A 14,261-nucleotide genomic window follows, 5' to 3' on the forward strand; every position below is an offset into this window, starting at 1 on the left:
AAAGCGCCTTTGTGTGCCCCGCAGCTCGTCCCCACCACCCCTCCCCCACAGCACGCCGCGAGCGCCGCGACCGCCTCGGGGAGCGTTTCCCGGGCCGTGAGATTCAGGATGCCGAGGGGCCCGGTTCGCGCGGATCGAACGGGGCGTCGAGCGAACGCGTCAGGTCGTCGAGCATCGCGGCGATCTGCGGTTCCACGTACTTGGCGACCGCCGCCTGGATGCGCAGCCGATGATGCAGCAGCACCGTGCACACCTCGCGACCGATCATGTTGGCGTAGTCGTCGGCGAGGCCCACCTCTTGCCGCAGCGCCGCCTTCGCGGCATCCGACAGCGGGGGCAGGACCGGAAGCGACGCCTCCTCCTCGGCGGCCAGGCCCGTCAACGTGAACAGGAACGGCGAACCCGGCTCAGGGTCGGGGTCGAGCGGCATCCCCTCGAACTCCGGCTCGAGCCCCTCGGCCGGCCGATACGACCGCCGCCGGTTGCGATCGGCCTGCTGATCGAGCTCGTTCTGCAGCATGGGGAGGTTTCGGGCGGTGTAGTCGGCGACCGCGTGATCGACGATGGCCTTCACCCGCGTCGACAGGCCGTGCTGCACCCCGTGGGGCACGTCGGACCCGAGTCCGGCCGCCGAGAGCACGGGCGAACCGAAACAGCGACGGCACGGGGCGACCCGGCCGCGGTGATGGGCGGGCTCCCACCGGGGCAGCCAACGCAGCCAGGCATCCACCGCCTGACCGACCTGGCTTTCGAGCGACCGCTCCACGGCCCCTACGCTAGTGCGACACGCCCGGAGAAGTCAGGATGCCGCGACCGGGCGCGTCGGCATCACCGGGCGGCACGACAGGCCCGCCCCGGTCGTCGACGTCTCAGCGCGTCTCGTCGTCGTCTTCCCAGCGCCACCGCGGGCCGTTCGACCGCGAGCGGACGAGCAGCACCCCGAACAGGCCCGCCAGCAGGCCCGCACCCGCGACGACCGCACCCGGAAAGCCGAGGGCGACGCTGCCGGCGGCGGCGAGCCCGCGGGCGGGGTCGGCACCCCCGACGATCGCGCCGACGACGATCCCGAGCACCTCGCCGACGTAGGCGCCGACCGCACAGGGCACGGCCGTCAGGTACCCCGGCGGGTCGGCGCGCAGGCCCCACCACAGCACGCCGGCGAACGCCAGCAGCGCCAGCAGCTGCCCGATCACGCCGGGGATCGCGCCGAGCCCGCGCACGGGGATGACGTCGGCGTCGAGCACGAGGCTCATGACACCGAGCCCGCCGATCGACAACGCGATGAACGTCACCGACGCGAAAACGACCGCGACCGGCGGGGTCACCCCGGCCGGTCGCGGTTCGTTCGTCATGGCATCCGTCAGCCCGCGAGCTGGGGACCCGCTTCGAGCGTGCGCTCGTACTCGCGCTGCGCCTCGGCGTTGATCTCGGTGACGCGGCGACCGCGCGCGGCGACCCACGCGCCGAACCAGATCGTCAGCTCGCGGCCGAGCACGAAGGCGACGATGGCCAGGGGCACCAGCGCGTTGTCGCGGAGAAGTTCGGCCGACGCGCGCGCGGTGACCATCCAGAACGGGGCGGCCAGCAGCACGCCGAGCAGGTGCCCGAGCCACGCGATGACGCCCACGACGAGGCCCCAGACGACCCAGTGCCCCCAGCGTCCGCGGTTGATGAGCGCGCCGAGGAACCAGAAACCGAAGTAGAACGCGACGGTCGGCACCCACAGGCCCCAGGTGGCCAGCGTCGACAGCGCGGCCTGGCCGAGGTCGGCGACCTGCACGTCACCGGTCAGCAGACGCAGACCGAGCGTGGCCGCCAGGTACAGCACGGCGAAGACGAGGGCGGCGAGCAGGCCGATCGCGCCGGCCGCGCCGCGGTTGCCGCGCGGGCGAGGCGCCTCGGGTGCCTGCACGAAGATGGGCTGAGGGCCCCCGACGACGCGGGTGGGCTCGTCGGCGACGGAGGACGCGACGGGGGTGGTCGCCGCCGTGGCGGCGCCGGCGGCGGTGACCCCCGCGGCGGCGGGATACGCCGTCGTGCGGTCGTCGTCGTACCGGGGCGCCTCGGTGGTGGGCGTCGTGTCGGACGTGCGCGAGGTCGTGGTGGGCTCCGGCTCGGCCGACGCGGCGTAGGCGGCCCAGCGGGCGTCTTCGTCGTCGAGGTCGCTGGAGGACGAACTGGCGGATGCCGACGCGGTCACCGGCTCGACCGGAGACGCGTCGTGCACCACCGGGGCGGGGTGTTCGCCCCGTGCCGACGAGTCGCCGGCGGTGTGGTGCTCGACCGGGGCGTCAGGGCTGAGGGAGGTGGCGTCGCGCTCATGCGCCTCGCGCTCGTCCCAGGCGGCCTCGGCGACCGCCGGGTCGACCGCGTCTCGACGGGCGGCTTCGGCATCGGCGAGGCCTTCGTGGGCCTGCCCGACGACGTCGCGCGGCTCATCCTTGGGCTCGTCGACGGGGTTGCCGTACGACTGGTGGTCGCTCATCGGTGTCTCCTCACGCGGTGCTTGCGGCGCAAGGCTATCCCGGGCACCGCGCCCGAGCGCGCAGGCGTGCCGTGCGATCCGCGTCTCGACCGTGTCTGCGGCGGCGCTTAGGGTGTTCCCATGCCCCGTCGCCCGTTCCTCCAGGTCGCCACCGTCGCGGTGATCGGCGTCGCCGCGCTGGCACTCAGCGCGTGCGCCCCCGAGACCAGCGGCGACGCCGCGCCCGCGAGCCCCAGCGCCGCGGCGACGAGCGCGAGCCCGACACCGATCCCCACGATCACCCCGTCCGCGAAACCCGTGACCCTTCCCACCGACTGCCGCGCCCTGCTGTCGGCCGACGTGCTGGCCCAGCTCGGATCCACGCCGCTGAACGATCCGGCGGCCGGCCCCTCGGGCACGCTCGATGACGGCACCCTCGTGTGCATCTGGCGCGACCCCGCCGCCGACACCACGGGACTCGTCACCCGCATCTCGGCGATGGACCGCGGACCCGCCCTCGACATGTTGAACGACCTCGTGGCCACGCAGGGCTTCAGTTGCTACACGCCCGACGACGGCACGCGCTGCGAGAAGACCTGGATCAACGACACCTATCCCGTCAACGACGGCCGCACCCTCTTCTGGCGCGACGGCGTGCTCATCGACACCCAGTACTCGAACCTTGCCCCCACGGGCTACACGGCGAGCGTCATCGCCTCGATCTTCCCCGCGGCGACCCCGTCGCCCACGGCATCCCCCTCACCGTCGGCCTGAGCGCCCCCTTCGCGCGCGGAGGAGTACTACTCGCCGAAGGCGTGGGATGCCACGATCGCGGCGTAGTCGGTCGGCATCCACCCCGAGAGGGTCGATGAGACCCAGCGGTCCGCGCGCAAGTCGTGCACCTCGACGAGGTCCCCCACCTGCCGCTCGCAGTGCGTCGCGACCTCGGCGGTCTCGCAGTCGAAGCCCTGTGCCGTCAAGACGGCGGGCACGGCCGTCGCCGCCTCGGGCGTGACGGTCGACACGGTCGTCTCGACGAAGCGTCCGCTCTCGCCCCGCCAGTGGCACGTCACCACGACGGTCGGAGACGCCGCCGCCACGGCCTCGGGCGTCGACAGCGCCGGCGTGCGCCGCTGGGACAGCAGGGCCTCGGGCGACCAGACCAGCGACGACCAGAGGGGCTGCGAGTACAGATGCCGACAATCTTCCGCGGGCCCGACCGGCTCGGGAGCGGCGGCGGGCGAGGACGAAGTGGCGGCGCGGAGGGTGTCACCGACGAACGTGACGAGCGCGGGGACCCCGGGGGCCGCGAGCACGAAGAGCGCGGCGACCGCGGCCGCCGACAGCAGTCCGGCCGGCCATGCGAGCCAGAGGCTCCGCCCCCCGATTCGAGCCATTCGTTCCTCCTCGACCACGGTAGGCGCACTCCCCCCGCCGAAGCGGTCCTCGACACGCCGTGGGAGCGAGCCGACCCGCGTGCGCTTTCGCATCGAGGGAACGGGGCGCGGTCGCGACCGCCGCCGTGCACGGACATCATCCGGTCGCGCACGCCATCCTCGCCGACACGACGAAGGCCCCCGGCGTGAACCGGGGGCCTTCGGGGGAATCAGGATGCCGCACCGAGGTGCGTCATCCGTCGATTCAGTTGTACGTACCGGGCGTGAAGTCGTCCGACGAGAAGCTGTCGAAATCGACGTAGCTCAGGTCGGCGTCGCTGTACGCGCCGTCCGAGGCGAAGATGCGGTTGGGGTACCGCTCGCTCTTGGCCTCTTCCGTCGCCTCGACCGTGACGTTGCGGTACTTCGCAAGTCCGGTTCCGGCGGGGATGAGCTTTCCGATGATGACGTTCTCCTTGAGGCCGACGAGCGGGTCGCTCTTGCCCTCCATGGCCGCCTGCGTCAGGACGCGGGTGGTCTCCTGGAACGACGCGGCCGACAGCCACGACTCCGTCGCGAGCGACGCCTTCGTGATACCCATCAGCTCGGGACGACCCGACGCGGGACGCTTGCCCTCGCCGACCGCCGCGCGGTTGATGTTCTGGTACCGCTTGAAGTCGACGAGCTCACCCGGGAGCAGGTCGGTGTCGGCGTGGTCGACGACGGTGACCTTGCGGAGCATCTGACGGACGATGACCTCGATGTGCTTGTCGTGGATCGGCACACCCTGCGAGCGGTACACGCCCTGGACGCCGTTCACGAGGTACTTCTGCACCTCGCGGGCACCCTGCACGCGCATGACCTCCTTGGGGTCGAGCGTTCCGACCTGGAGGGGCTCACCCACCGAGACGTGCTGGCCGTCTTCGACCAGGAGCGTCGCGCGCTTCAGGACGGGGTAGACCACCGGCTCGTCGCCGTTGTCGGGCGTGAGGATGACCTTCTTGGCCTTGTCGGTCTCGTCGATCGTGATGCGGCCGTCGGCCTCGGCGATCGGCGACGCACCCTTGGGGGTACGGGCCTCGAAGAGCTCCTGCACGCGGGGCAGACCCTGCGTGATGTCGTCGGCCGACGCGGAACCACCGGTGTGGAAGGTACGCATCGTCAGCTGGGTACCGGGCTCACCGATCGACTGGGCCGCGATGATGCCGACGGCCTCGCCGATGTCGACGATCTTGCCGGTCGCGAGCGAACGGCCGTAGCACTTCGCGCACACACCGACGGCGGAGTCGCACGTCAGGACCGAGCGGACCTTGATCGACTCGATGCCACCGGCGACCAGCTTGTCGATGAGCACGTCGCCCACGTCGTCGCCGGCCTCGGCCAGAACCGTGCCCTGCGCGTCGACGACCTCGGTCGCCAGCGTGCGGGCGAACACGGAGTTCTCGACGTTGGCATCCATGACCAACGCGCCGCTCGAGTCGGCCGCGGCGATCGGGAGCTCGAGGCCCTTCGACGTGCCGCAGTCTTCCTCACGGATGATGACGTCCTGCGAGACGTCCACCAGACGACGGGTCAGGTAACCCGAGTCGGCGGTACGCAGAGCGGTGTCGGCCAGGCCCTTACGAGCACCGTGCGTCGCGATGAAGTACTCGGCGACCGAGAGACCCTCACGGTACGACGAGATGATCGGACGCGGGATGATCTCACCCTTGGGGTTGTTCACCAGGCCGCGCATACCCGCGATGTTGCGGATCTGCAGCCAGTTACCACGGGCGCCCGACGAGACCATGCGGTTGATGGTGTTGTCGGCGGGGAAGTTGTCCCGCATCGCCTTCTGGACCTCGTCGGTGGCCTCGGTCCAGATCTTGATGAGCTCCTGACGACGCTCGGCGTCGGTGGTGAGACCCTTCTCGTACTGCGCCTGGACCTTCGCGGCCTGCTTCTCGTAGCCCGCGACGATCTCGCCCTTGTTGGGGGGCGTGAGGATGTCGCTCAGCGCCACCGTCACACCGGAGCGCGTGGCCCAGTAGAAGCCGGCGTCCTTGATGCGGTCGAGCGATGCCGCGACCTCGACCTTGGGGTACTCCTCGGCCAGCTTGTTGACGATCTGCGACAGCTTGCCCTTGTCGGCCTGCTCGCGAACGAACGGGTAGCCCTTGGGGAGCGTGTCGTTGAAGATCGCCTGACCGAGCGAGGCGTCGACGAGACCGTGCTTCTCGTACCCCTCGGGCGCCTGGCCCTCGAGGAACGTCAGACCCGGGATGCGGATGCGCGCCTTGGCCTGCAGGTCGAGGGTGCCCTCGTCCTTGGCCAGGATTGCTTCGCCCACCGAACCGAACGCACGGCCTTCGCCCGACGCACCCTCCTTGAGGGTGGTGAGGTGGTGCAGACCGATGATCATGTCCTGCGAGGGCAGGGTGACCGGACGGCCGTCCGACGGCTTCAGGATGTTGTTCGACGCGAGCATCAGCACGCGGGCCTCGGCCTGAGCCTCGACCGACAGGGGCAGGTGGACAGCCATCTGGTCACCGTCGAAGTCGGCGTTGAACGCCGCGCACACGAGCGGGTGCAGCTGGATGGCCTTGCCCTCGACGAGCTGGGGCTCGAACGCCTGGATGCCGAGACGGTGCAGGGTGGGTGCACGGTTCAGCAGCACGGGGCGCTCGCGGATGATCTCTTCGAGCACGTCCCAGACCTCGGGACGGAAGCGCTCGACCGCACGCTTGGCGGCCTTGATGTTCTGGGAGTGACCCAGGTCGATCAGGCGCTTGATCACGAAGGGCTTGAACAGCTCGAGAGCCATCTGCTTGGGCAGACCGCACTGGTGGAGCTTGAGCTGGGGTCCGACGATGATGACCGAACGGCCCGAGTAGTCGACGCGCTTGCCCAGCAGGTTCTGGCGGAAGCGACCCTGCTTTCCCTTGAGCATGTCGCTCAGGGACTTCAGGGCGCGGTTGCCGGTACCGGTGACGGGGCGACCACGGCGGCCGTTGTCGAACAGGGCGTCGACGGCCTCCTGCAGCATGCGCTTCTCGTTGTTGACGATGATCTCGGGGGCACCGAGATCGATCAGACGACGGAGGCGGTTGTTGCGGTTGATCACACGACGGTAGAGGTCGTTGAGGTCGGAGGTCGCGAAGCGGCCACCGTCGAGCTGCACCATGGGACGCAGCTCCGGCGGGATCACCGGAACGACGTCGAGCACCATGGAGGCCGGCGACATGCCGGTCTGCAGGAACGAGTTGACGACCTTGAGTCGCTTGATCGCGCGGATCTTGCGCTGGCCCTTGCCCTCGGAGATCTGCAGGTGCAGGTTCTCGCTCTCGGCGGCCAGGTCGAAGATCTCGAGGCGACGCTTGATCGACTCCGCGCCCATGTGGGCCTCGAAGTACTGACCGAAGCGGTCCTGCAGCTCGTGGAAGACGTCGTCCTCGGGCTTCAGGGCACCGACCTCGAGCGTGCGGAAGTCTTCCCACACGCGCTCCAGCTTGGCGATCTGCTCGTCGGCACCCTTGCGGGTGGCCGTCATCTCTTTCTCGGCGGCGTCCTTGACCTTCTTCTTCTGGTCGGCCTTGGCGCCTTCCGCCTCGAGGGCGGCGAGTTCCTCTTCGAGCTTGGCCAGGCGGGCGGCGATGCGGGCATCGCGGCGGTCGCCGAGCGTCTTCAGCTCGAGGCGGATGTTGTTCTCCTGCATGGCGAGGTCGCGGTGACGAGCATCTTCGTCGACCGAGATCACCATGTAGGCGGCGAAGTAGATGACCTTCTCGAGGTCCTTCGGCGCCATGTCGAGCAGGTAGCCCAAGCGCGAGGGGACTCCCTTGAAGTACCAGATGTGCGTGACGGGCGCGGCGAGCTCGATGTGGCCCATGCGCTCGCGACGGACGGAGCTCTTGGTGACCTCCACGCCGCAGCGCTCGCAGACGATGCCCTTGAAGCGCACGCGCTTGTACTTGCCGCAGGCGCACTCCCAGTCGCGGGAGGGCCCGAAGATCTGCTCGCCGAACAGGCCGTCCTTCTCGGGCTTCAGCGTGCGGTAGTTGATCGTCTCGGGCTTCTTGACCTCACCGAAGGACCAACGACGGATGTCGTCGGCGGTGGCCAGACCGATACGGATCTGATCGAAAGTGGTTGATTCGAGCACTGGTTCTCCTGTGTCGGAATTCTCTGAAATCTGAGCTGGGTCGCTGAGCTAGGAGCTCAGATCTCGTCGATCGACGAGGACTCGAAGCGGCTGGAGATGTTGATGCCGAGCTCTTCCGCAGCGCGGAAGGCGTCGTCGTCGGTGTCACGGAGGTTCACAACCGTGCCGTCGGCCGAGAGGACCTCGACGTTCAGGCAGAGCGACTGCATCTCTTTCATGAGCACCTTGAACGACTCGGGGATGCCGGGCTCCTGGATGTTCTCGCCCTTGACGATCGCCTCGTACACCTTCACGCGGCCGAGGATGTCGTCGGACTTGATCGTCAGGAGCTCCTGCAGCGCGTACGCGGCACCGTAGGCCTCGAGCGCCCACACTTCCATCTCACCGAAGCGCTGACCACCGAACTGCGCCTTACCACCGAGCGGCTGCTGGGTGATCATCGAGTACGGGCCCGTCGAACGCGCGTGGATCTTGTCGTCGACGAGGTGGTGCAGCTTCAGGATGTACATGTAGCCGACCGAGATGGGCGCCGGGAACGGCTCTCCGGAGCGGCCGTCGAACAGCAGCGTCTTTCCGGTGGAGTCGACCAGACGGTCACCGTCGCGGTTCGTGATCGTCGAGTCGAGCAGACCCGCGATCTCGGCCTCGAACGCACCGTCGAACACCGGGGTGGCGACCTTCGTGCCGGGGGCTGCTTCGCGAGCGGCCTCGGGCAGGTTCGTCGCCCACTCGGGCGTGCCCTCGACCTTCCAGCCCTGCTGCGCGATCCATCCGAGGTGCAGCTCGAGCACCTGGCCGAAGTTCATTCGACCCGGGATACCGAGCGGGTTCAGGATGATGTCGACCGGCGTGCCGTCGGACAGGAAGGGCATGTCCTCGATCGGGAGGATCTTGGCGATGACACCCTTGTTGCCGTGGCGGCCGGCGAGCTTGTCGCCCTCGGTGATTTTGCGCTTCTGGGCGATGTAGACCACGACGCGGCGGTTGACGCCCGAGCCGAGCTCGTCGTCACCGTCTTCGGCGTTGAACTCCTTGACGGCGATGATCGTGCCCTGCTCGCCGTGGGGCACCTTCAGCGAGGTGTCACGGACTTCGCGGCTCTTCTCGTTGAAGATAGCGCGGAGCAGACGCTCTTCGGCCGAGAGCTCGGTCTCGCCCTTGGGCGTGACCTTGCCGACCAGGATGTCGCCGGGGCGAACCTCGGCACCGATGCGGATGATGCCGCGGTCGTCGAGGTCCTTCAGCAGGTCGGGGCTGACGTTGGGGAGGTCACGGGTGATCTCCTCTTTACCGAGCTTGGTGTCGCGCGCGTCGACCTCGTACTCCTCGATGTGGATCGACGACAGCGTGTCGTCCTTCACGAGGTCCTGGCTGAGGATGATCGCGTCCTCGAAGTTGTGGCCTTCCCAGGTCATGAAAGCCACGAGGAGGTTCTTGCCGAGGGCGAGCTCGCCGTTCTCGGTCGCGGGACCGTCGGCGATGACCTCGCCGGCCTCGATGCGCTCGCCGGCCGAGACGACCACGCGCTGGTTGTACGACGTGCCCTGGTTGGAGCGGTCGAACTTGCGGAGGAAGTAGTCCTGCGTGCCGCCCTCGTCGAGCTGGACGGTCACGACGTCGGCCGAGACCTCGAGCACCACACCGGCCTTGTCGGCGGTGACGACGTCACCGGCGTCGATCGCGGCGAAGCCCTCCATACCGGTTCCGACGATGGGCGACTCACTGCGCACGAGCGGCACGGCCTGACGCTGCATGTTCGCACCCATGAGGGCGCGGTTGGCATCGTCGTGCTCGAGGAACGGGATGAGCGAGGTCGCCACCGACACCATCTGGCGCGGCGAGACGTCCATGTAGCCGATCTCGTCGTTCGGGAACAGGTCGACCTCGCCACCCTGACCGCGGCGGGCCAGGATGCGGTCCTCCACGAAGTGACCGTCGGCCTGCAGCGCGACACCGGCCTGAGCGACGATGTGGTCGCTCTCTTCGCTGGCGGTCAGGTAGTCGATCTGGTCGGTCACGCGACCGTCGACGACGCGACGGTACGGGGTCTCGATGAAGCCGAACGCGTTGATGCGCGCGAACGAGGCGAGCGAGCCGATCAGACCGATGTTCGGGCCTTCGGGCGTCTCGATGGGGCACATACGGCCGTAGTGCGAGGGGTGGACGTCACGGACCTCGACGCCGGCACGCTCACGCGACAGACCACCCGGGCCCAGCGCCGAAAGGCGACGCTTGTGGGTCAGACCCGCGAGCGGGTTGTTCTGGTCCATGAACTGCGACAGCTGCGAGGTTCCGAAGAACTCCTTGATCGCGGCGACGACGGGGCGCACGTTGATCAGCGTCTGCGGCGTGATCGCCTCGATGTCCTGCGTGGTCATGCGCTCGCGGACGACGCGCTCCATGCGGGACAGACCGGTGCGGACCTGGTTCTGGATGAGCTCGCCGACAGCGCGGATGCGGCGGTTGCCGAAGTTGTCGATGTCGTCGGTGTCGAGGCGGATGTCGGCGGACTGGCCACCGCGCACACCGTCGAACGACGCGTCGCCGCGGTGCAGACGCACCATGTACTTGATCGTGGCGACGATGTCGTCGACGGTCAGCACCGAGTCGCTCAGCGGCTTGTCGAGACCGAGCTTCTGGTTGATCTTGTAGCGACCCACCTTGGCGAGGTCGTAGCGCTTCGAGTTGAAGTAGAAGTTGTCGAGCAGCGCGCGGGCGGCCTCGGCGGCGACCTGCTCGCCCGGACGCAGCTTGCGGTAGATGTCGCGGAGGGCATCTTCCTTCGTGAGGATGGTGTCCTTCGAGAGCGTCTCTTCGATCGAGTCGAAGCCGGCGAACTCGGCGAGGATGTCTTCGCTGGTCAGGCCGAGGGCCTTGAGGAAGACGGTGACCGACTGCTTGCGCTTGCGGTCGATGCGCACGCCGACCTGGTCGCGCTTGTCGATCTCGAACTCGAGCCAGGCGCCTCGCGAGGGGATGACGCGGGCCGACACGATGTCCTTGTCGGACGTCTTGTCGGGGGTCTTGTCGAAGTAGACACCGGGCGAACGCACGAGCTGCGAGACCACGACACGCTCGGTGCCGTTGATGATGAACGTGCCCTTGTCGGTCTGGAGCGGGAAGTCGCCCATGAAGACCGTCTGGGTCTTGATCTCACCGGTCTGGTGGTTCATGAACTCGGCCTCGACGTAGAGCGGGGCGGCGTACGTCTTGCCGCGCTCCTTGCACTCTTCGATCGAGTACTTCTCGGGCTCGAGATAGGGGTTCGTGAACGAGAGCTGCATGGTCTCGCTCAGGTCCTCGATCGGGGAGATCTCCTCGAAGATCTCTTCCAGACCGCTGATCTCGGGGACGTCGGTCCGGCCGACGGCCTGAGCCTCGGCGACGCGCGCCTTCCAGGCCTCGTTACCGACGAGCCAGTCGAACGACTCGGTCTGCAGGGCGAGCAGATCGGGAACGGTCAGCTTGTCGGAGATCTTGGCGAACGAGAGGCGGGATGCGCCGCGTCCGCTCTTGGGGGTGGTGGTGGTGGATGCGGTGTTCGCAGCAGCCAAGGGAATAACCTCCAGAAGCCCGGGCGAGGGGCTCGTGATTCCTTGTCGTCAGGTGGAGTGCGTTCCTGCCCCGAAAACCCACCGTCGCACACCGCGATGAAGCGGGGACGGGCAGGCTCAGCCGACCACCATATGAGGGCAGGGGGAATCGAGGAGCGCAAAGTCCAAGCATACGCGGGAGGACGCGCCGTGTCCAGTCCGATTCTTGACGACCTCGCACACCTGCGGTATAAACGCGCACGCCTGTCCGGCGGGGCGGCCGAATCGGCGGTCAGGCACGCCGGAATCGCACGGCATCACCCGGCCGCGCCTGCGCCAGCGCGTCGAGCGCGGCATCCGTCACCGCGGCGATCACGGGGTATCCCCCGGTCACCGGACCGTCGGCGAGCAGCACCACCGGTCGCCCGTGCGGCGGCACCTGGATCGCGCCGGGGCGCATGCCCTCGCTGGGCAGCTCGTCGTGACGCGTGCGCTCCAGCGGGGGTCCGTCGAGACGCATGCCCACGCGATCGGAGTGGGTCGACACGGTCCACTCCGCGTCGACCAGCATCGACCACGCCGAGGGAGCGAACCAGTCGGCGCGGGGACCGGCGGTGATGCGCACGTCGATCACAGTCGGCGGCACCGACCACGGGAACGCGTCGACGACCGGGATCGGGGATGCCGGGTCCCCCGCGCGAACGCCCTCACCCGCGCGGAGGGGCGCGGGGCCGAGCCCGGCCAGCACGTCGGTCGCGCGCGAGCCCAGCGCCACCGGCGCGACGACGCCGCCCCGCACGGCGAGGTAGCAGCGCAGCCCGGCGCGGGCGGTCCCGATCTGCAGCTCGGCTCCGGCGGGAACGAGCACCGGCGCGTAGGCATCCGCGGTCCTCCCGTCGACGCGCACCTCGGCGAACGCGCCCGTGACGCACACCCACGTGTCGCTCTCGGCCCGGGCGCCGAAACCGCCGAGGGCGATCTCGAGGCCCGCGGCACCCTCCTCGTTGCCGACGAGGCGGTTGGCGATGCGGAGCGCGGCGCGATCCACGGCGCCCGAGCGCGCGACGCCGAGGGCGGCGCGGCCGGGTCGACCCAGGTCCTGCACGGTGGTGAAGCCGCCGGGGGCGAGCACGCGGAGGGCGGGCGGGGAGTCCGCCTCCGGCGTGGGGCGAGGGGAAGGCGAGGGAGGAGGGGAGGGCGAGTCACCGGCATCCCCTCCTCCGCTCGTCCCTCGCCCTCCGCTCGACCCCGATCCCGGCGCGGAGGGTGCGGCGGCGGCGACGCGGGCGCGCTGCGCCACGAACCGCACGAGCGAGCGAGGTGGGAGCAGCACCGGGTCGGCGGCATCCGGATCGAAGAGCACGGCGTCGGTCGAGGCGATCAGGCGCCAGCCGCCGGGGGTCTCGCGCGGATACGCTCCGCTGAACTCCGCGGCCAGCCCCACCGCCCCCGCGGGCACGCGGGTGCGCGGCTGCGTCAGGCGCGGCACGTCGAATGGCCAATCGGCGCTGACGAGGTAGGCGAACCCGGGGGCGAAGCCCGTGAACGCCACCGTCCACTCCACCCCGGCGTGGTGGGCCACCAGATCGGCGACGGGGATGCCGAGGAGCGCGGCGGTGTCGTCGAGGTCGGCGCCGTCGTAGCGCACCGGCACCTCGACGAGGGGGCCGGGTGCGACGGCATCCGGGGTCGTGCCGGCGGCGGCCACGATCCAGGAGCGGACGGCGTCGACCGACGTGCGAGCGGGATCGAAGCCCACGAGGACGGTCCGCGCGGCGGGGACGAGCTCGTCGACCCCGGCGGGCGGGTCGGCCGCGAGCGCGGCGTGGAGCGCCAGGACCGCGGCGAGGTCGGCGACCTCGGCGAGCACGGCCCGCTCCCCCATCGGCCGGAGCGTCACCACGGCGCGCGCACCTCGATGCCCGCGGCGTCGAGGGTCCCGCGCACCGCCCGGGCCATCGCGACCGCCGAGGGGGTGTCGCCGTGCAGGCACAGGGAGGCCGCCTCGACCGCGATGCGCGTGCCGTCGACGGCCACGACCTCACCCTCGCGCACCAGACGCAGCGCCCGCTCGGCGACGAGCGCGGGGTCGTCGACGAGCGCTCCCGGTTCCCCGCGGGGCACGAGCTGCCCGTGGGCGGTGTACCCGCGGTCGAGGAACGCCTCGCGCACGAAGGGCAGCCCCGCCGCTGCCGCGGCCTCGGCGATCGCACCCGCAAGACCCAGCACCGGCAGGGCGCGGCCGAGCCGGGCGGAGAGATCGGCGACCGCGGCGACGACGGCTCCGGCCTGCGAGGCGTCGTCGATCACCGCGTGGTACAGCGCCCCGTGCGGTTTGACGTAGCGCAGGTCGGCACCGGCCGCGGCAAGCGCGTCGAGCTGGGCGGCGATGCTCGCCCGGAGGTCGTCCGGGGCGGGGTCGCGCCGGACACGGCCGAAGTTCGCGCGGTCGTCGTACGAGGGATGCGCGCCGACCGCGACACCGAACCGCGCCGCCCGTTCGACCGAGGCGCGCATGGAGACGGCGTCTCCGGCGTGTCCCCCGCAGGCGACGTTGGCGCTGGAGACGACGGCGAACATGGCCTCGTCGTCGGCGGTCGGCATCCCGTCGACGGTCTCGCCGAGGTCGGCGTTGAGGTCCACGCGCATGGTGCCACCGTAACGCCGCGATGCGCGCGCACGGGGGTCGGCGGCGCGGGCGCACCCGGGGGGGGGGGGGGGGCGGCGGCGCACGGCGGCGCGGCCCG

9 protein-coding genes are annotated in these 14,261 nt (G+C 69.9%); 1 reads left to right on the plus strand and 8 read right to left on the minus strand.

Going from position 1 to position 14,261, the window contains the following annotated elements; all coding sequences use genetic code 11:
• Positions 1-103: 103 nt before the first annotated feature.
• The 3 genes from IFR11_RS14565 to IFR11_RS16415 all read right to left on the minus strand — a co-directional run bounded on the left by IFR11_RS14565 (position 104) and on the right by IFR11_RS16415 (position 2,485).
• Positions 104-766, minus strand: coding sequence for a spermidine/putrescine ABC transporter substrate-binding protein (locus IFR11_RS14565; protein ID WP_191916627.1), 663 nt, complete (start codon positions 764-766; stop codon positions 104-106).
• Between the two features lie 103 nt (positions 767-869).
• Positions 870-1,352 carry a hypothetical protein gene (locus IFR11_RS14570; RefSeq protein ID WP_055833572.1) on the minus strand — a complete coding sequence of 161 codons (483 nt, stop codon included), beginning with the start codon at positions 1,350-1,352 and terminating at the stop codon, positions 870-872.
• An 8-nt stretch (positions 1,353-1,360) separates the two neighbouring features.
• Positions 1,361-2,485, minus strand: a complete 1,125-nt coding sequence (locus IFR11_RS16415) for an ABC transporter (RefSeq protein ID WP_244630798.1) — start codon at positions 2,483-2,485, stop codon at positions 1,361-1,363.
• 120 nt (positions 2,486-2,605) lie between these two features.
• On the opposite strand from IFR11_RS16415, the gene IFR11_RS14580 reads away from it, so the two are divergent.
• Positions 2,606-3,238, plus strand: coding sequence for a hypothetical protein (locus tag IFR11_RS14580; RefSeq protein WP_191916628.1), 633 nt, complete (start codon positions 2,606-2,608; stop codon positions 3,236-3,238).
• Positions 3,239-3,264: 26 nt separating this feature from the next.
• Here IFR11_RS14580 and IFR11_RS14585 read toward each other — a convergent pair whose 3' ends face one another.
• The 5 genes from IFR11_RS14585 to pxpA all read right to left on the minus strand — a co-directional run bounded on the left by IFR11_RS14585 (position 3,265) and on the right by pxpA (position 14,163).
• Entirely contained in the window at positions 3,265-3,861 is a 597-nt protein-coding gene (locus IFR11_RS14585) for a hypothetical protein (protein WP_191916629.1), read from the minus strand.
• 244 nt (positions 3,862-4,105) lie between these two features.
• Positions 4,106-7,981: a DNA-directed RNA polymerase subunit beta' gene (rpoC, locus tag IFR11_RS14590; RefSeq protein ID WP_055833560.1), complete on the minus strand. Its 3,876-nt coding sequence runs from the start codon at positions 7,979-7,981 to the stop codon at positions 4,106-4,108.
• Positions 7,982-8,037: 56 nt separating this feature from the next.
• The gene (gene rpoB / locus IFR11_RS14595; protein WP_055833556.1) at positions 8,038-11,535 is read right to left on the minus strand and encodes a DNA-directed RNA polymerase subunit beta; all 3,498 of its coding nucleotides are present in this window, start codon (positions 11,533-11,535) and stop codon (positions 8,038-8,040) included.
• 271 nt (positions 11,536-11,806) lie between these two features.
• Positions 11,807-13,417, minus strand: a complete 1,611-nt coding sequence (locus IFR11_RS14600; protein ID WP_342030309.1) for a 5-oxoprolinase subunit B/C family protein — start codon at positions 13,415-13,417, stop codon at positions 11,807-11,809.
• Entirely contained in the window at positions 13,411-14,163 is a 753-nt protein-coding gene (gene pxpA / locus IFR11_RS14605) for a 5-oxoprolinase subunit PxpA (protein WP_191916630.1), read from the minus strand. The genes IFR11_RS14600 and pxpA overlap by 7 nt, the downstream gene beginning before the upstream one ends.
• Positions 14,164-14,261: the final 98 nt, after the last annotated feature.

The organism is Microbacterium sp. CFBP 8801, from assembly GCF_014839455.1.
Lineage (GTDB): Bacteria > Actinomycetota > Actinomycetes > Actinomycetales > Microbacteriaceae > Microbacterium.

Excerpts from the sequence above, each read along its gene's own strand:
- IFR11_RS14570 (WP_055833572.1), bottom strand. The coding sequence starts at position 1,352 with ATGACGAACGAACCGCGACCGGCCGGGGTGACCCCGCCGGTCGCGGTC.
- pxpA (WP_191916630.1), bottom strand. The coding sequence starts at position 14,163 with ATGCGCGTGGACCTCAACGCCGACCTCGGCGAGACCGTCGACGGGATG.
- IFR11_RS14580 (WP_191916628.1), top strand. The coding sequence starts at position 2,606 with ATGCCCCGTCGCCCGTTCCTCCAGGTCGCCACCGTCGCGGTGATCGGC.
- IFR11_RS14585 (WP_191916629.1), bottom strand. The coding sequence starts at position 3,861 with ATGGCTCGAATCGGGGGGCGGAGCCTCTGGCTCGCATGGCCGGCCGGA.
- IFR11_RS16415 (WP_244630798.1), bottom strand. The coding sequence starts at position 2,485 with ATGAGCGACCACCAGTCGTACGGCAACCCCGTCGACGAGCCCAAGGAT.